14 protein-coding genes are annotated in these 20,528 nt (G+C 55.4%); 7 read left to right on the forward strand and 7 right to left on the reverse strand.

What is annotated here, in order from left to right:
* Nucleotides 1-8: 8 nt before the first annotated feature.
* Nucleotides 9-6,644 carry an ATP-binding hybrid sensor histidine kinase/response regulator gene (locus J0A66_RS09100; RefSeq protein WP_206573485.1) on the reverse strand — a complete coding sequence of 2,212 codons (6,636 nt, stop codon included), beginning with the start codon at nucleotides 6,642-6,644 and terminating at the stop codon, nucleotides 9-11.
* 307 nt (nucleotides 6,645-6,951) lie between these two features.
* Between J0A66_RS09100 and J0A66_RS09105 the strand changes: the two genes are divergently transcribed.
* Nucleotides 6,952-9,177 carry a TonB-dependent receptor gene (locus J0A66_RS09105; protein ID WP_206573486.1) on the forward strand — a complete coding sequence of 742 codons (2,226 nt, stop codon included), beginning with the start codon at nucleotides 6,952-6,954 and terminating at the stop codon, nucleotides 9,175-9,177.
* Between the two features lie 18 nt (nucleotides 9,178-9,195).
* Here J0A66_RS09105 and J0A66_RS09110 read toward each other — a convergent pair whose 3' ends face one another.
* Nucleotides 9,196-10,086, reverse strand: a complete 891-nt coding sequence (locus J0A66_RS09110) for an HAD family hydrolase (protein ID WP_206573487.1) — start codon at nucleotides 10,084-10,086, stop codon at nucleotides 9,196-9,198.
* Between the two features lie 235 nt (nucleotides 10,087-10,321).
* Between J0A66_RS09110 and J0A66_RS09115 the strand changes: the two genes are divergently transcribed.
* From J0A66_RS09115 to J0A66_RS09130, 4 genes are all read left to right on the forward strand, one after another.
* Nucleotides 10,322-11,455: a hypothetical protein gene (locus tag J0A66_RS09115; protein WP_206573488.1), complete on the forward strand. Its 1,134-nt coding sequence runs from the start codon at nucleotides 10,322-10,324 to the stop codon at nucleotides 11,453-11,455.
* A complete protein-coding gene (locus J0A66_RS09120; RefSeq protein ID WP_206573489.1) occupies nucleotides 11,455-12,057 on the forward strand; it encodes a DUF1361 domain-containing protein in 603 nt (200 codons plus the stop codon). The genes J0A66_RS09115 and J0A66_RS09120 overlap by 1 nt, the downstream gene beginning before the upstream one ends.
* A gap of 80 nt (nucleotides 12,058-12,137) precedes the next feature.
* Entirely contained in the window at nucleotides 12,138-12,797 is a 660-nt protein-coding gene (locus tag J0A66_RS09125) for a glutathione S-transferase family protein (RefSeq protein ID WP_206573490.1), read from the forward strand.
* A 4-nt stretch (nucleotides 12,798-12,801) separates the two neighbouring features.
* Complete coding sequence (locus J0A66_RS09130; RefSeq protein ID WP_206573491.1) at nucleotides 12,802-13,821, forward strand: GGDEF domain-containing protein; 1,020 nt, start codon at nucleotides 12,802-12,804, stop codon at nucleotides 13,819-13,821.
* On the opposite strand, the gene J0A66_RS09135 is transcribed toward J0A66_RS09130, so the two are convergent.
* The gene (locus J0A66_RS09135) at nucleotides 13,767-15,782 is read right to left on the reverse strand and encodes a TonB-dependent receptor (protein WP_241264109.1); all 2,016 of its coding nucleotides are present in this window, start codon (nucleotides 15,780-15,782) and stop codon (nucleotides 13,767-13,769) included. The two genes, J0A66_RS09130 and J0A66_RS09135, sit on opposite strands and share 55 nt — an antisense overlap.
* A 181-nt stretch (nucleotides 15,783-15,963) precedes the next feature.
* Between J0A66_RS09135 and J0A66_RS09140 the strand changes: the two genes are divergently transcribed.
* A complete protein-coding gene (locus tag J0A66_RS09140; protein ID WP_206573492.1) occupies nucleotides 15,964-16,677 on the forward strand; it encodes a substrate-binding periplasmic protein in 714 nt (237 codons plus the stop codon).
* Nucleotides 16,670-17,530, forward strand: a complete 861-nt coding sequence (locus J0A66_RS09145) for a peptidylprolyl isomerase (RefSeq protein WP_206573493.1) — start codon at nucleotides 16,670-16,672, stop codon at nucleotides 17,528-17,530. Before J0A66_RS09140 ends, J0A66_RS09145 begins: the two co-directional genes overlap by 8 nt.
* Nucleotides 17,531-18,069: 539 nt before the next feature.
* Here J0A66_RS09145 and J0A66_RS09150 read toward each other — a convergent pair.
* The 4 genes from J0A66_RS09150 to J0A66_RS09165 form a co-directional block, all read right to left on the reverse strand.
* The gene (locus J0A66_RS09150) at nucleotides 18,070-18,507 is read right to left on the reverse strand and encodes a GNAT family N-acetyltransferase (RefSeq protein ID WP_241264110.1); all 438 of its coding nucleotides are present in this window, start codon (nucleotides 18,505-18,507) and stop codon (nucleotides 18,070-18,072) included.
* Nucleotides 18,507-18,989, reverse strand: coding sequence for a cupin domain-containing protein (locus J0A66_RS09155; protein ID WP_206573494.1), 483 nt, complete (start codon nucleotides 18,987-18,989; stop codon nucleotides 18,507-18,509). Before J0A66_RS09155 ends, J0A66_RS09150 begins: the two co-directional genes overlap by 1 nt.
* A 51-nt stretch (nucleotides 18,990-19,040) precedes the next feature.
* Entirely contained in the window at nucleotides 19,041-19,241 is a 201-nt protein-coding gene (locus tag J0A66_RS09160) for a hypothetical protein (protein WP_206573495.1), read from the reverse strand.
* A gap of 306 nt (nucleotides 19,242-19,547) precedes the next feature.
* Entirely contained in the window at nucleotides 19,548-20,396 is an 849-nt protein-coding gene (locus tag J0A66_RS09165) for an acyl-CoA thioester hydrolase/BAAT C-terminal domain-containing protein (protein WP_206573496.1), read from the reverse strand.
* Nucleotides 20,397-20,528 lie beyond the last annotated feature (132 nt).

Genomic DNA, 20,528 nt, shown 5'->3' on the forward strand with positions numbered 1-20,528 from the left:
GGGAGCAATCATTCACTGCCGTCCCCATCAGACTCATTTTTATCCAGTTGTTCGAGCAGTTCCTCGACGATTTGCACTGCTTTCTCATATTCGATTTCCGCCACTTTGTTACTCAACTGGTCTATCTGCAGGGCGTAAGGGCTGCCTTCGCTCATCAGTTCTATATCGGGCAGATGGTCCTCCACGGCAAAGTCCGATTGCCGTAATAATGGCAGGATCTGCCGCAGGGACTCCTTCAACCTTGTGACAGAAAATGGAATATCGCAAGTCTGGCGGCGACGGGACGCATAATGCGGTGTTAGCTTTTGTAACAGTTCCCTCAGGGTGGCACAGATTTCCTGTAACTGTCCCTGCTGGCAGGGGCCCTGCTCCAGCCTGGCCTCCAGCCTGCCGCAGCTTTGCGACAAGCCGAAGGCGCCGATATAGGCACAGGTAGATTTGAGCGAATGTATGGTGCGGAACAGTTCCTGCCACTGCTGGCCAGCATAAAGTTGCTCCAGTCTATCGGCGGTGATCTGTTGTTCATGATAGAAATCTTTCAGCAGATTAAGGTAAAGCTCGGTCTTACCACTCATATTGTTGATAGCGCGGAGACTCTCCAGGCCGTCTATCTCGGGCAGAGGAAGGTTATTGCGGGCCATTTCTGTGCCGGTTGCAACCGGCCTCCCTGCATCGATACTGGTGCGTTCAGCCATTCCCAGGTGATGACGCAGGGTCTGGAACAGCTCCGAGGGTTCCAGCGGTTTACAGATGTGGTCGTCCATGCCCGCATCACGACTCTTTTGCCGATCTGTCTCCATGACATGGGCCGTCATGGCGATAATTGGCAGCTTGACCAGTTTGAGTTTGTGCCGGATAAGGTTGGCCGCCGTCAGGCCGTCCATTTCCGGCATCTGAATGTCCATCAGCACCAGGTCAAATTCCTGCTGTTCCAGCATATCCAGTGCAATCAGGCCGTTATGGGCGACACTGATTTGCACCCCGGTATCTTCCAGCAGGCCGATAGCAACCTGACGGTTGATAGCGTTGTCTTCAACCAGCAGCAGGTGAAAAGCGCTGAGATCGGGGATAGCCTGTTCTTCCGCAGATAACGGAGAAGGCTTGCCAGGGCGTTGGGCCAGCAGACCAGTGAGGGCATCCACCAGGGCGGAGAGGTTGACCGGTTTCTCCAGAAACTGGCTGATCACGCTATAGTCAACCAGCCGCCTGGCTTCTTCCTTGTCGTAAGCCGTAACCATCAGGATCCTCGGTGAATCGCTCAGGCGCAACTGATGAATACGCTTGGAGGCCTCAATACCGTCCACACCGGGCATATGCCAGTCCATCAGGATAGCGTCATAGCAGTGACCGGCCTGACTGCTCGCGCGGACCATCTCTATGGCTTCTTCTCCTCCTGGCGCCTCGTCGGCCTGGATGCCAAGCTCAGTGAGCAAGTCCTGCAACACATTCCTGGCCAGTGGTACATCGTCCACGACCAGCACCCGTAAGTCGGCGATTTTCTGCCGACCGGCCATTGAGGGTTGTTCGGTTGGTTCGGCGGTCTCCATCATCACGCTGAAATAAAAGGTTGATCCTTTGCCAAGCTCACTGTCCAGCCAGATCTCCCCTTCCATCAGCTCACACAACTGCTTTGAGATGGTCAAACCCAGGCCTGTTCCTCCGTATTTCCGGGTCACCGAATCGTCCGCCTGAGCAAAGGACTGGAAGAGGCGCCCCTGCTGATCTGCTGTCATGCCGATACCGGTATCCATCACCGAAAACTGTAACCTTACCCTACCGTCGGGCTGGGCTTCATGACGCACCTTGACATAAACCAATCCCTGCTCGGTGAACTTCACCGCGTTGCTGATCAAGTTGACCAGCACCTGCTGCAACCTCAGGGGATCGCCCATCAGGTTGTCAGGCAGGCTGTTCTCTACATCCGATACCAGCTCCAGGCCCTTGGCGTGGGCTCGCAGGGCGGTCAGGTTGACGGCCCGCTGGACCACTTTACTCAGGGAGAAGCTGGTATGTTCAATATGCATTTTGCCGGCTTCAATCTTGGAGAAATCGAGGATATCGTTGACCAGTCCCAGCAGCCCTTCCCCCGATTCCTGGATCTTGGTGACATAGTCCAGTTGCTCTTCGTTCAGCGCGGTCTTAAGTGCTAAACGGCTAAGGCCGATGACCGCATTGATGGGAGTGCGGATTTCATGGCTCATCCTGGCCAGGAAGGAAGACTTGGCCTCGGTGGCTTCCTCGGCCCTGAGTTTGGCGCTGGCCAGCTCCTTGGTCCGCTCCAGCACCTTGCGCTCCAGGTTCTTGTTGGCCTCCACCACCCGGTGGAACAGGCGAGTATTGTCGAAAAGAATGGCCGTCTGATTGGCCAGCAGTTGCAGCACGTTGACCCGTTCCTCGGTAAAAGCGCCGGTCAGCTCAAAGTGTTCCAGATACAGAATGCCCCGGTACACGCCGGTCACAATGACCGGGATACAGAGCAGGGATTGTGGCTTGCTGGTCTGGAAGTAGGCATCCCGCTGCAGGCTGCCGGCCTGTTGCAACTCATTGATCAGTCGTGGTTTGAGGGTGCGGCTGACCAGGGCCAGCAAGGTCAGCGGTAAATCCTGCTCATCACGTCGTTTGGGATAACTGGCCTTGATCTTCAGATGGTCTTCTTCATCCAGAAACATCAGGCTGCCTGCCTGGGCGCCGGCATTCTCGACAATGATATTGATCATCTTGTCCAGAAAAGCGCGCAGATTGACCTTGCCGCTGAGGGTTTCGGACGCCTTGAACACGGACAGCAGATCCAGATCCTTGTCGCCCGGACCGCCGGCTTTGCGGCCCAATAACGGCAGCAGCGCCGGATGCCGTTCGAGCAAGTGGCGGACTTTAGCCTCAGCCCGCCAATGTCTGAAGCTGTGATGAGCCTGCAACAAGAGTTGGCTGGCAAAATCGGCGTTGCCCATTTGCTGCCAGTATTCGGCGTATCGTTCCTGTGCGATGGCCTGATGCTGGGTAAAACCGCTGGCCTCGGCCTGGCCGATGGCGCGCTGGTAGAGCTGCCAGGCATTGGCATCGCCCTGCAGTGCAGCCAGCTCCGCTTCCAGCATGGTCACTTTGTGGCCATGATTGGCGCCGGCGTTGACCGCCCAGCCTCGCAACATCTCCAGTTTTTGTTTGAGTCGGTTGAGGGCTGACTCGAAGGCGGCATCTTTATGACTGCCACAGCGGCGGGCCAGGCGGGCGGCCAGCAGACCGGCAAAGAAATGATATTCCGTCTGGTGATACAGGGACATGGCGACCCCGGCCAAAGGCTCAGCCGCCTCGTCATGCTGTTTTGCCAGGTCAAGATCGTCAAACAGGTAGCCGAGCATCAGCTTGATACTGTGATAACAGAAGAGGATGGTCAGATTGGCCGTTTCCTGCAGCACGGGTACCTGACTGGCCTCGTTATACGCCTTGCCCTGCAGAAGGAGCGGCTGGGAGCCTGGCTTTTGCAGGTTGAGGGAGAATTGCTGCCATAAGCGGATAAACTCGAGGTTATAGGGGATACGCTTTTGTTCGATAAAGGCGCCATATTTGTCAAACACCTGACCGACATTGTCCAGTGAGGTCCCGCTCAGACACAGATAAAAGCTGTAGAAAAGCGCAGAATGGACGGCGTACTCCAGGTTTCCCTCATCCATTGCCAGGTAAATGTTGCTCTCCAGATCTACCAGAGCGTCGTGCAGGGGGGCATTCCAGGGCAAGACCGCCGCTGCCTTTTGGAACTGGACTTCGGCGGTATTCAACTGGTGATAACGCCGGTCCACGGCGATGGCCAGTTCGGCGAACTGCAGGGCTTCCCGGTACTGGCCGAAGGCGCCGCTGAGGATCATGGCATGGGAGCCATAGCCGCGGCTGGCCGGTGCGGCATTTCCCTGTTCTATGCTGAGCCTGACCAGGGCGTGGGTGACGATCAGGTACTGTTCAGGCCCCACGATATAAGCCACCGTCAACAGGGAATTAAGGATTTCCATGGCCACCAGGCAGGTCTCATCCTGCATGGCTGGCAACTCCAGCAGCGCGGTAATATTTTGCTTGTCGTACAGGGATTCCAATTGCAGATAGCGGGTGGCGATGCCCTGATAGTTGCGAATATCCACTCCGACCTTATCCAGCACCTCGGCGGCCAGTTCGAAGGCCGGCTGAAACTGGTTCTGGCCAAACAGGATCAGCAACTGCAGCTTGGCCACTTTCATCCGCTGGGTCTGATCTTTAACCCGGCTGCTCAGTGACTCACAATGCTGGCCGGCCTCTTCGTAGGCCTGGGTCAGATACAGACTGCTGGCCAGCCCAAGCTGAATGTCCCTGCACAGGGCAAAATCTGTCTGCCAGTCCTGATCCGACAGCAATTGCCAGGCGAGGGAGAAGTAATCCCTGGCGCTTTGATAGGCATTGGCTTCCTGGGCCTTACGACCGGCCAGCAGATTGAATGCCGCCAGTTTTGGCTTGCCGTACTCAGCGAGGAAGTGATCCCCGGCCTGATTCAGATGGCCGATAAAGCTCAGTACCTGTTCCTGCTGCTCCCCTTCGCTGAGGCTGTCCAGATAGACCTGACCAATGGCCAGATGGAGGGAATCGTTGCCCTCGGTCTCTTCCAGTAGATAGGCAGCCTGCTGTAACCTGTCATGGCTGAAGTGTACCGATTCGATGCGTTCACCCCTCGGATCGGTAAAGGCATTCATAATGCCTTGCTCGACAATCTCGCCGATATGCAGCTGGAGGTCACCGTGATCCATCTGCAGCAGGCTTTCCAGCATGTCGGTTTGAACCTGGCTGCCGATCAGGGCGGCAAATTTCAGCAGCCGGCGACTGATCCTGGACACCTTGCCCAGACGCTTGGCGGTCATTTCAACCAGATTATCGGTGATCTGTTGCCGTTCAATCTCCTGAATGCTCCAACTCCAGTTGCCGAACTCGTCACGACTGAGCAGGCCCTGGTCGTGCAGGGTGAGCAGGAATTGTTTGACGAAAAAGGGGTTGCCGTTGGTTTTCTTCAGGATCAACTGGGTCAGGCCAATGAGGGAACTGGCAGGCTGATTGAACAGATCCGCCAGCATTTCGCCAATGGCCTGATTGGGCAGCGGCCTGACCGGCAGAATCGCCACAGGCGTCTCGGTGGCCTGAATCCGCTTAATGGTCTGGCTGAGGGGATGGGTGTCGTCGACTTCATTTTCCCGGTAAGCCAGAATCATCATCAGCAAGTTTATCTTACTGTCCTTAAGCAGTTCCTCGAGCAGCCGCAGGCTGGCCAGATCGCTCCATTGCATGTCATCGAAGAAAATCACCAGGGGCCGTTGCCGCTCGCTGAACACACGGAAGAATCGCAGCAATACCTTGCTGAACCGGCTGTCTGTGTAATCTGAGGGCTTGCCGAGGCTCTGCTGGCCCAGTATCGGCAGCAATTCCGGGACGAAGCCGGTAAGCAGATGGCCATCCTCACCTACCGCTTTTTGCAGATCCTGCCGCCAGCTCTGCAACTGCGATTCATTCTCCAACAGAAGTTGCTCGGCCAGCTCGGCGAGCGCCGCAAGCAAAGCTGAAAACAGGCTGCTGTTCTGGAACTGGTCGAACTTGCCCTTGATAAAGTTTGCCCGTTTGGCCAGCGTCTGGGTATCCAACTGTTCGATGATGCTGCTCTTGCCCACCCCTGAATAACCCCTGATCACCACCATGGAACTGGTGCGCTCGCGCAGCATTGCGGCGAAGTGCTCGCCAAGTTGCCTGACCTGCAGGTCCCGGCCATACAAGCGGTTGGGGAAATGCAGTTTCTGGCTGCCCAGGGCCACTGACAGGGGAAACATGGCCAGCTCCCCCTTTTGCTGCCATTCGGCCTGACAGTAGGCCAGGTCATGGCAGACGCCGCTGGCCGCGCCATATCTGTCATTGGGATTTTTCTGCAACAGTCGGTGGATCAAATTCGCCAGAGCCAGGGGGATATCGGGATTCAGTTGCCTGACCGGCGTAGGTTCCTGGGCAATCTGCGCATGCACCAGTTCGATACTGTCGTCCATCTCGAAGGGGAGCTGGCCGGTGGCTATCTGGTAGAGCAGACAGCCCAGTGAGTACAGATCCGAGCGGCTGTCTATGGGGCTGTTGATACGGCCGGTTGCCTCTGGCGACAGGGTACGCAGTACCCCGCTGTCGAGCAGGTTGGCCATATGATGACGGCTGACCTGCGCCACCTGGGTAGGATGGCCAAGCTCCAGAATCCCCACTTGCCGGCCATCCTTTGACCAGTAAATGGCTCTGGGATTCAGACCGCCGAAGATCATCTTCTGGGCATGAATGGACTCCACAAGGCGGCTCAGGGCCAGCATCATATCCAGCCGGCTGAGGATATCGTCCCCACTGAGTGCCGACGTCGTCTGCCAGGTGTCCAGCTCCAGGTCACCGGCTTCCAGCACTTCGTAGTCCGCATCCTGATCATGGAGTCTGTGCAAGACTCTGGGTAAGGCCGAAAACAGGGGAAGTTGCTGTTCCATCCCCTGGCCGGTGCCGGTTTTGCTGGCCTTGAGAAACACAGTCCGGCCGTCCATGTCCTGCGCCCTGAACAGCTTGATTTGACTGGTCAGAGCAGGTTTTTCGCTGATATTTTTGTAATTCTTCAGGCTGTCCATTACTAAGCCACACCAGGACGGATTCGGAGCCCTAGCTTAATGGACATTGATGACATTATTAAGGGATAAATTGCTCTCATGCCGGGCTTTTTTACGACTTATTTACTTTTTCGATGCACTATTTGTCATAAAAATCTGCTAATCTGCGCCATTATTTGAGGAAAGCAGGCAAAGGAAAGTGGTCATTGTCTGTCCGCTAGGGAAAGTGAAACGCGCATCTTGCTGCGAAGAAGGGACGTTTCGTGATGATGTTCAACTACAGTATTAACATTCATAACAACGATTAACGGCTTTCCTGGAACTTAACATGCAGCAACCCCTACTGAGCCTGCTCAGTTTTTCAATTCTCAGCACTTTGTCCGCAGCCAGCCACGCTCAGTCCGCACGGGTTCAGGCAGACAAGACGGAAGTCATTCATGTGTATGCCCAGAAGCGTCAGCAGGATATTCATGATGTGTCCGTCGCCGTCACGGTGGTGGACGGTGAAGACATCGCCCGCCAGCATATCAAGGATACGGTACAGCTTTCTGCACTGGCGCCAAATTTCAAGGCCTCATCGGTAGCGGGGGAGGGTACTACACCTTCATTCAATATCCGTGGCGTGGGGATGTTTGATTACAATACTTCCACTGTTTCGCCTATTGCCATTTATTCGGATGAGGTGGTCAGCGGCGGCGCCAACTTCCTGGCCACCAATCTCTACGATCTTGAGCGGGTCGAGATTCTGCGTGGTCCCCAGGGCACCCTGTTTGGTCGTAACACCACAGGTGGCGCTATCCTGTTGATGTCAAAGATGCCGGACAGCCAGTTCGGCGGTTATATCAGCGGTTCGGTGGCCGAGCGTGACCACCAGTCCGCCGAAGGCGCCCTGAATCTGCCTGTCAGTACCGATACCGCCCTGCGTTTTTCCTTCAATCACCAGGATTATCAGTATTCCATGGACAATCTGTTTCCCGGAGGACAGGACGGGGGCTTGCGCCAGAGCAGTATGCGCCTGATCGTTAAATCTGAATGGCAGGATGTAACGCTGATTGCCAAATTACATGGAGATGACTGGTCCGGAGCGCCAAAACCTGTGTACAGCGCTGGGATCCTTAAAGATCCTGCGACCGGTGAGCGCTGCGCGCCTTCTGAGGTCGGTACCCCGGCTTGTGTGGATGCCTTCGGTTTCTCCGTGGATTCGGACGACTACTGGGACACGGTTGCCGATACCGGCGACAAGCGCCACGATACCCAGAGCTGGGGCGGCAGCCTGAACCTGGCGTGGCACCCGGCGGACAACCTGACCCTGAAGTCCATTACCGCCTATAAGGACTTTGAACGTTTCCATTCGTTCGATTCGGACGGTCCGGGTAATTTTATCGAGGGCAGCCTGGGCTCAGAGAACGATTTCTTCAGCCAGGAGTTCAGTCTCAGTTTGCGTACTGGCCGCCAGTACTGGATAGCGGGTCTGTTTTATCTGCAGGAGGAACTCTGGCAGGACAGCGATCTGGACCTGTTCCGCGATTTCCGCGCGGTGGACGCCCTGGCCTCAGTGCCGGCGCAGTTTTTCTATCATAACCGGCTTAAAAGCGAATCCCTGGCCTTTTACAGCCAGGTGGATCATGAACTGACCCAGTCCCTGACCCTGACCGCGGGGGTGCGCTATACGGATGATTCTACCCGCTATCATGCTGTCAGCGATCTGGACGTGGTGGGCGCCTTTATCCCCGGTCTGTGGGATATTGAGGGCGAAGTGGCCGATGACGAAGTGTCCGGAAAATTGGCCCTGGTGCAGGCGCTGGATGCCAATGCCAGTGTGTATTACAGCTATTCGCGGGGATACAAGAGCGGCGGTTATAACGGCGGCTTTTCCACCAGTGAGGAGCAGGCGCGTAACTCCGAATATTCCCCCGAGCGGCTGGATGCCTTCGAAGTGGGCGGGCATTTTTACTTCACGCAGATGGATCTGAATCTGGAACTGGCTGCGTTTTACTATAACTATCGGGACCAGCAGGTGTTTGTAAACTACACCACCGGCGCCGCCCCTTACCATGTGCTGAAAAATGCCGGCGATTCCACCATCTATGGTCTGGAGGCGGCTTTTTCCTACACTCCCACCTCTGCTTTGCAACTGGATCTGAATCTGGGCTATATCCCGAAAGCCAAACTGGGTGAATACCGGGAAGGAGCGCTGTATGTGGCCAACACCCAACTGCCCTTTACCTCCGAATTGAATATCAGCGGTCTGCTTCAATATGAACTATCGCTGGGAGAGGGGCGACTGTTGAGCCAACTGGGATTTGATTACCAATCGTCCTTCTATTTTGACCAGAACGAAAATCCCTATCTGGAGCAGGAAGGCTACAGCCTCTGGCATGGTCGTATCGCCTGGTTGCCTGACCAGAACTGGGAACTGGGGCTGTGGGCCAGGAACCTGTTTAATGAAGAGTATGCGGAGCTGATGTTCGACTCCATTGCACCGCTCTCGGCGGTGACTCAGTTACGCGGGGAAGCCCGTCAGGTGGGTGTCGACTTCACTTTCCGCTTCTAGTCAGAGCACGGCTGGGGATCAGTCGAAGATCCTCAGCCAGTCATTTTGCATGTCTATGACCTGCCATTGATGGGCGCTGGCTGCCTGCAAGGTATCCTCGCCAGGGCTGTAACGGTATTCCCGCGCCTCGTCCGTATGATGCACCAGCATACATAAAGACACCGGCGCCATGCCGGCCCAGCGCAGCATGGGAATATCACCACTGCTGTTGCCAAAGGCGGCGATGGGCTGACGGGCGATCTGGCTTTCGATGGCAAGGACCTTGCCGGGCCCGTTGTCGAAGTAGGTGGGGATGGGAGTCATCTCCACTTCCAGTCCGTGGGCCTTCTCGTTCAGGCGGGTCAGCAGGGTACTGCCGATGACCTGCTCAGGCGGGATGCCATAGGCTTTTTCACACCAGGGACGGATAAAGTAACAACTGCCCCCGGAGACCAGGTAGGTACGAAATTCATGTGCCTGGAACAGAGCCAATACCTCACGCATGGGGGTGTAGGTCAGATCTGTGTAGGCTTTGTCGAATCGCGGATGCCTGGCTTTTTGCAGCCAGTCGCTGACCCACTGGTGATAATCCCGGGTACTGATACCCTGCCTGAACTCTTTCAGCAGCAGGTGACAGTCTTCAATCACTTCGTCATAGAAGCTGTCCCACCAATGTTCTATTCGTTGTCTGAGGCCTGCGGTGTGCAGCAGTGGCTGGATTTCATCATGACGGAACAGGTCATGGATAAACACCAGCTCAGTAATATGGGGCTTTTCCAGCCACAGGGTGCCGTCGTTGTCGAAGGTGGCGATTCTTTCTGCCGGCGGCACGAAATCCGGTGAGTCCGGGCTGCTGATGCGGCGGAGAAAATCCAGTATGGCGTTGCGGGCCGGGCCATCCTGCCAGGACGGGAGGGGAGTTGAGGTCATTTATCTGTCTTATTCGAGCCTGCGGTGCTGGCATCTTCCAATCAATTGACCTGGCCTGTCAATCGGCGCCCAGCCAGAGGCCGGGTTATGTCATCTGCTCCGATCTTTATCTAATGCTTTGACCAGTAAGGAAAAACTGGGCAGACTGATATAGCAAACGGCCGATCCGGCAGATAATGATTGTGAGGTCGCAGGATCGATAACAACAATAAATGGATTGTATTGGAGAAAACTCATGCGTTGGCAACTTATCTGGCCCGTGCTTCTGACCCTGCTGGTGCCTCTGGCAGTCGCCTGGTTCGTCTATCCTTCCCACCTTCCCCCCGGTTTTGGCATATTTCCGCCCCAGTTCATCGAAGATGCCCCGGGCTTTAACCTTTGGGTATTTCTGGCCACCGCGGCAGGCGGTGTGTATATCTTCGGCTTGATCCTGTTTCCGAAGAAGTACGGTTTTGCGGGTGCCCCCCCTAAACCGGCCGCCGCCAAAAAGCCGTTGCCCTGGTGGTTCTGGGCGGGTCTCGTGGTGATGCTGTTTTTCTGGTGGCTGCAGTGGTCCCACTCCACGGCCTTTGGTGAACTGGTTTACTGGTCCTTTACCCCTCTTTGGTGGGGTTTTATCCTGGTGCTGGACGGCCTGGTCTATCATCGCAATAACGGCCGCTCACTGGCATCCACCAAGACCCTGACCCTGCTGATTGCCGGGCTGGTGTCTATAGTCGGCTGGGCCTATTTCGAGTTCTACGATTACTTTGTGCTGGGCAACTGGTATTACCCATATGCCAATGACGCCCCCTGGTCACAGACCCTGTTGAGTATCGAGTTTCTGATCACTTACAGTACGGTTACCCCCGTCTTGTTTCAATGGTATAACCTGTTTAATACCTTTACCGCCTTTCCTGCCCGGTATAAGAACGGTCCCAAAATGGTTCTTAACGGCAATACCCTGATCCTGGTCGGCACGGTACTGATTGGGCTGATGGTGATCTGGCCTTATCCGTTCTTCTGGGTGGTGTGGATTGGTCCCTTTGCCGTGATTACCGGCATTTTGATGCGCCTGAATATCTGGAATCCCTTTATCGATATCGCCCAGGGCAACTGGAGTGCTGGAGTATTGATTGGCGTGGCGTCCATCTGCAACGGCCTGTTCTGGGAGTTCTGGAACCATGGCAGCATGTTCTTCCATACCACCCACACCAATCCCAACTTCTGGGTGTACAACATCCCCTACGTGGATGTGATTCACCTCTTCTCAGAGATGCCGCTGCTGGGCTATCTGGGCTACATTCCCTTCGGCGTGCTGGTCTGGCAGTTTTTTATCTGGAGCGGCAAACTAGTCGGTTTTAATACAGAGATAGACGTGGTCAACTGATGGCCACGCCCGTCCACTTTACCGTGGTAAAAAACCTGTTGCTGGGTGCAATCCCTTTTTTGCTGGCTTTGCACCTGTTTGTACTGGCGAGGGGACGCAATTTTCTGTGGTGGCTGCTGGCGGCGATATTCGTCGCCTTTCTGCCCAACGCCGCCTACGGTCTGACCGACATTATCCACTTTATTGCGGCGGTGAAGGACCCGGCACTGGATCGCACCCTGGTGTGGGGTGTCCTGTTGCCTGCCTATCTGATCTATATGCTGATCAATTTCGAATTCTATGTGATCTCAATCCAGTTGATGCAGCAATATATTCGGCGTCAGGGCTGGCTTCTGGCGGCCCGGTGGAGCATTCCTTTGATCCACTTGCTTTGCGCCTTTGGTGTCTACCTAGGCAGGGTGCAGCGCCTTAACAGCCAGGACATACTCGAACGCCCGGTGCTGGTGCTGATGGATTCCGTCCGGGATCTGACCCACGCCCAGCCCCTGCTGATAGTGCTGGGCTTTTTTGTTCTTTTTTACGCCCTGTCTCTACCGGTGTCCCGCCTTAACCTGATCCTGCTGGCTTATTTCCGGCACAGACTTCCTTCGTCCTTCGTCTGACCAAGTTCCGGCTCCGACAGTTGTCAAAGGCCGGATGTGGGACTAACTTCAAAGTCATGACTGAAGTGCAGGGAGAATCAATGATAGAGCTCTTCACCGCCGCCACACCCAATGGCCACAAGGTATCCATCACCCTGGAAGAAATGGGCCTGCCTTATAGTCTTAAGGTCCTCGACCTGGGTAAGAAGGAACAGAAGCAGGCCGATTTTGTTAACCTCAATCCCAATGGTCGTATTCCGGTGATCCGGGACAAGGACAATGATGATTTTGTGGTTTTCGAGTCAGGCGCCATTCTTGTCTATCTGGCAGAAAAGACAGGCATGTTGATGCCCACCGAACCCAAAGGCCGCAGCAAAGTCATGCAGTGGCTGATGTTCCAGATGGCGGGGGTCGGTCCCATGATGGGCCAGGCCAATGTCTTCTACCGTTACATGGAAGAAAAAATCCCCGCGGCTATCGACAGATACCAGCAGGAAAGCAAGCGACTGCTGAGTGTGCTGGACCGTCGCCTGCAAGACAATCAGTACCTGGCCGGTGACTATTCCATTGCCGATATTGCCAACTGGTGTTGGGCCAGGTCCTATGAATGGTCCGGCGTTGATATAGACAATTTGCCTTATCTTCAGCGCTGGCTGATGGATATTGGTGAGCGCCAGGCGGTGAAAAAAGGGCTGCAGATGCCGCCAAGGGCCGAAGACGAAACCATAGTGACAGGCGCCAGGAAGATGTTGGGAAGCTAACAGTATGATATTCCGGGATCGCAGTACCGAGGAGTGGATCCTGCTGAGTATCAGTGGCCTTGGCGCAATTAGCATTCTGCCCTTCAGTGTGTTACGTCTGATCGAAGAAGAATGGCTGCTCGCTGCACTGGACTCCTTCGCGGTTGTGGCCATGGCCAGTATCTTTCTGTATGTCTATCTCACCGGCCGCGCTGTATTGATGGCCCATCTGCTGTCCCTGATCTGCTTGCTCGTGCTGGTCGTGACTGTGTCGCTCAAGGGAGCGGCCCAGACTTACTGGACCTATCCGGCCGTACTGGTGGTGTTCTTTTTGCTGCGTCCCGCCCTGGCGCTGGCGTCAGTGTTACTGGTCATTGCGGCACTGACAACCCTGCTGGTGGGCGAAATGCCGCCGTTGATCTTTGCAGCCTTTCTGTTGTCCGTACTCGCCACCATTGGTTTTACGGCCATCTTCGCCTGGCGTACCCGGGCCCATAAGGAGCAGTTGTTGCGGTTGGCCACCAAGGACCCCCTGACCGGTGCCGGTAACCGAAGGGCCATGGAGGAAAAACTGCTTGAATGTCTGCACTCCTATCAGCGCACCCCCCTGCCCATGTCGCTAATCCTGTTGGATCTGGACAACTTCAAGGCGGTCAATGATAAGTTCGGTCATGAGGAAGGCGACAGGATCTTAAAGGCGGTTACTCGTTGTATCCAGCAGCGACTGCGTCGGATAGACCAGCTTTACCGCTTTGGCGGCGAGGAGTTTGTGGTGATTACCGAAAACACTTCGTTGCGCGAGGCAGGTCTGCTGGCCGAAGCCCTGCGCCAGGAGGTGGCCGATGCCAGTGCAGAGTTAAACGCCGTCACCATTTCACTGGGAGTAGCCCAGTACCACCCCGGGGAAACGGGCTATGAATGGCTGGGCCGCGCCGATCGGTGCATGTACCAGGCCAAGGGACAGGGCCGTAACAGCCTGTGTATCTGCAATCAGCCTGACCAAGCCACAGAAAGATACAAAGATCTGGGCTCTCCGACAAAATAGCGGTACTGACCAAAACCGATATCGGCCCGCTCCGCGTAATCCCGGTCAGTCAGGTTCAACAAACGGGCCGACAGAGTCCAGCCATCCGACAATTGCCAGTTGCCACGCAGGTTAAGCAGACTATGGCCTGGATACTCGGCGCTGTTTTGCGGATCCAGGAAGTAGGCGCCCATTCGGTTCCATTCCAGCTCCAGCCTGTAGCTTTGCTGCTGCCAGCCAAGTCGTGCATTGGCCATCAGTCTGGGGGCGGTGTCCATATCGTTGCCCAGGATCTCACCTTCTGCCAGCCCGGGATTATTGCGATACTGATGGCGCGCCCAACTGCCGCTGATCCTGGCATACCAGTGTTCGCCAGGTTGCCAGTTGAGCAGGGCCTCTAGGCCCTGATGCCGGGTCTTACCGTTACTGACATTCTGCCGCTCGGTGTCCTGGAAAATCACATTGTCTTTTTGCATATGGTACAGGCTGAACTCGTAGCTGAGCGCTCCGGTCTGACCGCGCAGACCAAGCTCAAGGCTGTCCATCTGTTCGGCGTCAAGCTCAGCCACCTGTTGCCCGGCCTGCAGGCGGAACAACTCGGTGGCCTGGGGAGCCCGGTAGCCACGACTTAGCTGCAGATAAAACTGGTGAGTATCGGCGAACTGCCAGACCAGTCCCGTGCTGGGTGACCACTGATGATAATCGACCTGCTGGCTGGCCGGCCGGAAAAAACGGCAACTCTCTACTTGTGGCGCACAGACACTGCCCGTGGGCAGGCGAGTCTGGTAATCGTATTGCTGCCAGTCATATCGAAGGCTGGCGGTCAGCTCCAGATCGGACCTGAGTGTCCAGGCGATGCTGGCGTAGGGAGATAGGTTGCGGGCTATGACCTGGTAGTCGTAATGCCGGCCTGCTGGGATGCTAGGCGCAAAATCCTGTGCCTGGGTTTCCACCAGTTCGCCATCTGTCCATTCCGTGTCCAGACCCAGGGTCCAGCTCAGCAATTCTGTTTGTGCACGATAGCGGCCCTGAAGGCCGACACCCCGCTGGTTATTCTGCTCGGTGGCTTGCCAGGGTAGGTAATGCTGCAGGAACTGCATGTCCTGAAAGCGCAGATAGGGGGTCAGGGTCAGGCTATGCCCCGGGGCCGTTTCCAGATGCCAGTCGGATGACAGGCGGGCGGATCGGGCGTCCCGATAGGCTTCGGGGTTATCGTTGCTGCGGCGAAGCGCCGGATCCCGATAGGCGTCCAGGCCTTGCACATAGCCGGCGGTTTCCTGATTGAGGTTGGTCAGGGCCAGCCGGGTATTACCCTGCCAGTCGCCCTGCTGGTGTCTGTGGATCAGATTCACTTTCTGCTGTTGGTAACCAGAGTCATCCTGATAGCCGCCATCATGGGCCAGGTTGCCGTAAAACAGCAGGTTGCCGGTTCCCAGGGCAAAGCTGCCCCTGAGAAAGTCGTGGGGGCCTGTTTCCAGGCCCAGCCTGGCCATGGGGCTGTCGGGTACCGTCGGCGAAACAACGTTGATCACCCCGTGTACGGCGTTGGAGCCATATCCACTGCTGGCAGGCCCCCTTAATACTTCAACTGCACCGGCCTGTTCGGTATTCAGTTCAAATAGCTGATTGGCATTGCAAAAACCGCTGGCGCGGGTGGGAATACCATCTTCGCTGACAAGAAAAGCCCCGCATGAACCCGCACCGGTCAGCACCGGGGAGCGGATGGCTGTAAGGTGTTCCTGCCCGTTTCCACGACTGATCCAGGTGCCCTGTACCTGATTGAGCAGTTCATTGATATGTACAGCCTGAAAAAGTGCGATATCGGTTTGCGCTATCCGGCTGACACTGAGGGGCTGTTGACCTTTGTTTGCCGGTTGACGGGCCGTAACGCTGATACGCTCCCACTGCTGAGGTGTGGTTTCAGCAGCGACGGGGGGGGTAAGGGCGCAGAAGCAAAGCAGGGTCAGTAGCCGGTTTATCAAAGCACAGTTCCTTTGGCATTGGAGGTTGAACACCCAAGGATACCTTATCGATGGGGCGTAAAAAAATATCAGTTGCCTGTTACCTTATGGACCTGGACTGGTTAGACTCTTAACCAATGGAGGCGCTCATGGAGGTCAGAGCTTGACGAGGGGTTGGCTGGGATTCATTGTCTGGTGCTGGATGACTGCTGCAAATGCATTTGAGCAGGAGGCAGATGTGCTGGTGCTGCCTATCCATGAACGTGACAAGCCGCCACTGGCCTACCTACAAAATGGTCAGCACACTGGCATTTATACCGAGTTGTTTCGTGCTGTGCTGGAGGGTGCCGGTATCCCCTTTCGCTTTATTCCCACTCCCAGCAAGCGCAACCAGAGAATGTTTTTGCAGGGGAAGATCCCCATGGCCTGCTGCGTCAATCCCGCCTGGTATATGGAGCCAGAGGAGCAATTGGTGCAGGTGTTCAGCGACCCACTCTATGTGACCCGTGACCTGTTTGTGTTTCCCCCCGGTAAGGCATTTGATGTGGACAGGACGGATGCATTTAAAGATAAGCGGGTTGCCCTGGTGCTGGGGTATGGCTATTTGGGTGAGCAGGCCTTTGTTGATCGTATCGATCTGCTCAATGAGGAAGCGGTACTGGGCTTTCTGGCCCTGGGCCGGGCTGATGTGGCCATTGTCAATGAACACATTCTGGACTACTGGCTCAGTCAGCATCCCGGAGAAGTCGAGCGTGGGCCGGTGCATGACCGGGCCACGCTGCATATCCAGTTGCATCGCAACTGGATCCATCTCCTGGAGTCTCTGAATCAGGCTATTAATGACTTGATTCAGGACGGGGCAAGGGACAGGATAGTCCAATCCTTTTTGCACGAGGGTGCACCAGATAATGAATAAAGGTTTATTGTTACTTCTGTTTTTCAGCTTTCCCCTGCTGGCTGAACAATGGCGGGATCCCAATCCGGACGACCTGGTTTATATACAGCTTCCCAAGGGCCAGATAGTCATCGAGCTGGCGCCTTTTATGGCCCCCCATCATGTCAGACAGTTCAAGGCGCTGGTCAGGGAAGGCTTTTATGACGGGCTGGACTTTTACCGGGTGATCGAGGGTTTTGTTGCTCAGGCCGGCGATGTGGAAGAAACCCGTCCGTCGAAATACAAGGGCATGCTCAAAGCGGAATTCAGCCGCAATATTGCTCCGGACTCGGCCTATACGCTGGTGCAATCGCCCGAATTCATTGCTCCCCAGACCGGCTACCTGCAAGGCTTTGCCGCAGGGCGCGACCCACAGGCGGGGTTGGAATGGTTGCTTCATTGTCCCGGCACTGTGGCCATGGCGCGCAACAATGAGGCCGACAGCGGCAGCACCGACTTTTATATCGTCATAGGTCAGGCGCCCAGGCATCTGGACCGCAATATGAGCGTATTCGGCCGTGTGATCTACGGCATGGAGTATGTGCAGGCCCTGCCCAGGGGCAACCCCGAGGTGGAGATGGGCGTAATTAAAGACGCTGGCCAGCGCGGCAAAATCGAGAAGGCCTGGGTGGCCAGCGACATGCCGGCCGACCAGCGCCTTATACTGCAGGTGCAGGAACAGGACAGCGAGGCGGTACAAAAGCGCCTGGCCAGTGCCCGCACTATGGATAGTCCGTTTTACCATTTCAGAGGCAACGGCAAACTGGATATCTGTTATTACCCGTTGAAAAGCCGTCTTCGGCCCTCTGACCAGCCGCCAGCCGGCACGGAGTGACGGGACCCGGTCGAATTTCTTAAAACATCAGGTTCAGCGTTACGCCATACACCCAGAGGGTTTTGCTATCCACTCTGTCGAGACTGACCGTCGGGCAATACCTAAGTTTTCTGTCAGGTGAAAATCATAGGCGGCGCTGAGCCTGAATAATACCAATCGGATTAATCTTTAGTGCCTTCAGCGAAAGCCAAAATGTTCGATACCAAGGCACCTGTATGAAGGTCGTCGTGCAATTCCGGGGTTTTCTCCCATATCAGGCCGGCGCCCCAGGCAGGGGTGAAAGGGTATTCGTATTCCAGACCCAAGGTGTCTTCACTGGCATGGTTCGTATCTGTGATGCCGTAAAATACCCCCAGTACCTGAGCCTTGAATGGGCCGGAGGCAGCGGATAAGGACGAGCCGCTTAACAACTATAGCGGCCCACAGCAGGTTAGTTCGGGCGGTCGGCATGGGAATATCCGTCAGGTCAAAATGCTATGCTAACCATTCCCGCCTTGGCGAAAAAGCCCAACAGCCCCTTAGTCAGGATGCTGCCATTTTTAGGGCTGGGCCTGCATATGAAACTCATACTGGTCTTCGCCGGTTATTTTAAAGCCAAGGCGCAGGTACAGATTCAGGGCCGGGTTCTGCTTGAGTACGGTGAGTTTCACCGGGCGTCCGTCCGCCCCGGCCAGTACCTGCCTGACCACCTGAGCCCCCAGTCCGCGACCCTGATACTCCGGATCGATTTGCAACTGCATAATAGTCACCTCGTCCCGACTTAACCGGTATTTCAGGTTGCCTATGCGCTGTCCCTGCCAAATCACCAGATGATAACAGTGGTAATCATGGGCAATCCGCCGCCAGTGTTCGTCATCGGAAAGAAACAGACCTGCCGCTTCCAGGTGTTCGACCATGGTCCGTTTTCGAAGGTCAAACAGATAGTCCTTGTCGGCGGTGGTCGCCGGCACCCAGGACAGGGTGGCGGATTTTTCCATCAGGTCTTTTTGCCCGCCTGGGGCTCCTCTATGGCATTCAAATCGACCAGATTCCAGGGCAGGTCTTTATTGCGGAACAGGCGCTTATTCAGCCTGGGATAGTCGGCCACATCATGGTCCAGCCGTTGTCCCACCACCAGACATCTGAGCACGACCTCGCCGCTGTTCTTCAGACTGTGGGCCAGACCGCCGGCCCGGTAGCCGATAAAGTCGCCGGGTCCGACCGCAAAAGTCTCATCGCCAAGGGTCGCCAGGGCTTCGCCTTCCAGAATATAGACGCACTCGTCCTCATGGTGATGGCAGTGCAGCTCTGTACTTTCAAAGCCCGGCTGTACTTCGATAAGGTGAATACCAAATCCGCTAAGACCGGTAGCATCACCCAGGGATTTATTGATCCGCCTGGCTTGGTCGTTCAGATAATGGGTCTTGACCAAGCCCTGCATGGATTCAATCTCTTCTTTTGTCAGCAGGTATTTTTCCATTGTCATTTTTTCGGTTGGAAGGCTGTCTCGCATGTTGGCGGGTCCGGTGCGTCATTGATCCACCACTTCCTCTCGGGCCTTCTCATATTCCTCATAGGAGCGATCCATCCCCTCCATGCAGCGATCATATTCAGTGGGCGGCAGCTTCAGGCATTCGTTGCGTTTATTGATCTGAAAATTGTTGTAAACGGCCTTGTTGCTGCATCCTGTTATGCAAAGAACGAGCAGCATCAAGGTCAGGGTGGTTTTCATATGAGGCTCTCCTTGGAATTAATTATCAGGGTAACTTCTATCACTGAAGGCCAAATTGCAAAACAAGATTTGTATGTTTTTTGTAACATCGGCAGATCAGCTCTGGGATGAAACATCTCTGGCTGACGTTTGTCCGGGGTGGCGTCTTTGTGGCGCGTACAGGAGATATCCCGGGGCCCAGTGCAAACCCCTGTCAGAACTCATGAATTGCTCACGTACCGGCATGGCAGATTTACAAGACAGTGAGTTGGGTGATAACGCCAACGGAAGAATTTCCTGAATCACAGACGCCGTATTCCTGTTCTGTCAGTTAACTCGCCCTTCCAATGCACCAACAAAGGCTGCATGCACAGGGGTGGAGGGATCCAGAAATCTGTAGTCCAGCAGATGGTCCAGGTCCTGATAATTGAGATGCCGGCATGTTGTCTGTCTAGTTGCATTCATACGCTGGCACACTGCCTCAGCCATTTGTGATGAAGGCCAGATCTCATCTTGCGTGCCGGTCAACAGGGTAACCCGTCCTTTGATATTTTCTACTGGAATATCCGCCTGGACTCCATCCTTGCGATTGGCCAGGGACTGATCGTAGAGATCCCGCAGGCTACTCACCGGACCGCCGGGGTTGAAGGGTACATGGGACAGCGGTTTGCCATCCAGAGTCCAACTGGAATCCGGCACTTTCTGCCAGTCCTTAAGGATCCCAGCCCACAATACTGAGCTGGGCGCTATGGCGACCACCCGCTGGATGCCTGCATCGTGCGAGGCGAGCAACAGCGCCAGCTCCGCTCCTTTGGACCAGCCTACCAGGATGATCCCATCTCGGCTGCCTCTATGCTTAGCGGCCAGCCAATCCAATGCCCGGTGGAAGTATTCCAGTGGGATTTTTTCCAGCTCATCGGGCAACCCCGGCGCATTAAAATACGCCAGCGCCAGGACCGGGAAACCCGCCTCTGCCACTGGTTTTGCCAGCTTATCCGGGATCCCTCCCTCGGAACCACCCAACACCAACACTGGCTGTTTCCCGCTCTGGCTGGCGGGTGTGTAGTAGTGGCCGACCAGTCCCTTGTCCCGCACAGATACAGGTCCAGCAGACTCGGCTAATGCAAACAGCGGCAGTACCAGCAAACAGATAATGCACAAAGTTCTTATCAGCATGATCCTCTCTTTAGATAAGACATTGAAACAAAACAAAAATTCAGTATCCACAATCAGCTAGTGCTTGCAAGCCGCAGGGGGCAATTCACAGCCATCCAATTAGGCAGTGAAAGTGCGCAGGGCATTGACAGG

Source organism: Bowmanella dokdonensis, from assembly GCF_017254865.1.
Classification (GTDB): domain Bacteria; phylum Pseudomonadota; class Gammaproteobacteria; order Enterobacterales; family Alteromonadaceae; genus Bowmanella; species Bowmanella dokdonensis.

Excerpts from the sequence above, each read along its gene's own strand:
- J0A66_RS09100 (WP_206573485.1), bottom strand. The coding sequence starts at position 6,644 with ATGGACAGCCTGAAGAATTACAAAAATATCAGCGAAAAACCTGCTCTG.
- J0A66_RS09105 (WP_206573486.1), top strand. The coding sequence starts at position 6,952 with ATGCAGCAACCCCTACTGAGCCTGCTCAGTTTTTCAATTCTCAGCACT.
- J0A66_RS09110 (WP_206573487.1), bottom strand. The coding sequence starts at position 10,086 with ATGACCTCAACTCCCCTCCCGTCCTGGCAGGATGGCCCGGCCCGCAAC.
- J0A66_RS09115 (WP_206573488.1), top strand. The coding sequence starts at position 10,322 with ATGCGTTGGCAACTTATCTGGCCCGTGCTTCTGACCCTGCTGGTGCCT.
- J0A66_RS09120 (WP_206573489.1), top strand. The coding sequence starts at position 11,455 with ATGGCCACGCCCGTCCACTTTACCGTGGTAAAAAACCTGTTGCTGGGT.
- J0A66_RS09125 (WP_206573490.1), top strand. The coding sequence starts at position 12,138 with ATGATAGAGCTCTTCACCGCCGCCACACCCAATGGCCACAAGGTATCC.
- J0A66_RS09130 (WP_206573491.1), top strand. The coding sequence starts at position 12,802 with ATGATATTCCGGGATCGCAGTACCGAGGAGTGGATCCTGCTGAGTATC.
- J0A66_RS09140 (WP_206573492.1), top strand. The coding sequence starts at position 15,964 with ATGACTGCTGCAAATGCATTTGAGCAGGAGGCAGATGTGCTGGTGCTG.
- J0A66_RS09145 (WP_206573493.1), top strand. The coding sequence starts at position 16,670 with ATGAATAAAGGTTTATTGTTACTTCTGTTTTTCAGCTTTCCCCTGCTG.
- J0A66_RS09150 (WP_241264110.1), bottom strand. The coding sequence starts at position 18,507 with ATGGAAAAATCCGCCACCCTGTCCTGGGTGCCGGCGACCACCGCCGAC.
- J0A66_RS09155 (WP_206573494.1), bottom strand. The coding sequence starts at position 18,989 with ATGGAAAAATACCTGCTGACAAAAGAAGAGATTGAATCCATGCAGGGC.
- J0A66_RS09160 (WP_206573495.1), bottom strand. The coding sequence starts at position 19,241 with ATGAAAACCACCCTGACCTTGATGCTGCTCGTTCTTTGCATAACAGGA.
- J0A66_RS09165 (WP_206573496.1), bottom strand. The coding sequence starts at position 20,396 with ATGCTGATAAGAACTTTGTGCATTATCTGTTTGCTGGTACTGCCGCTG.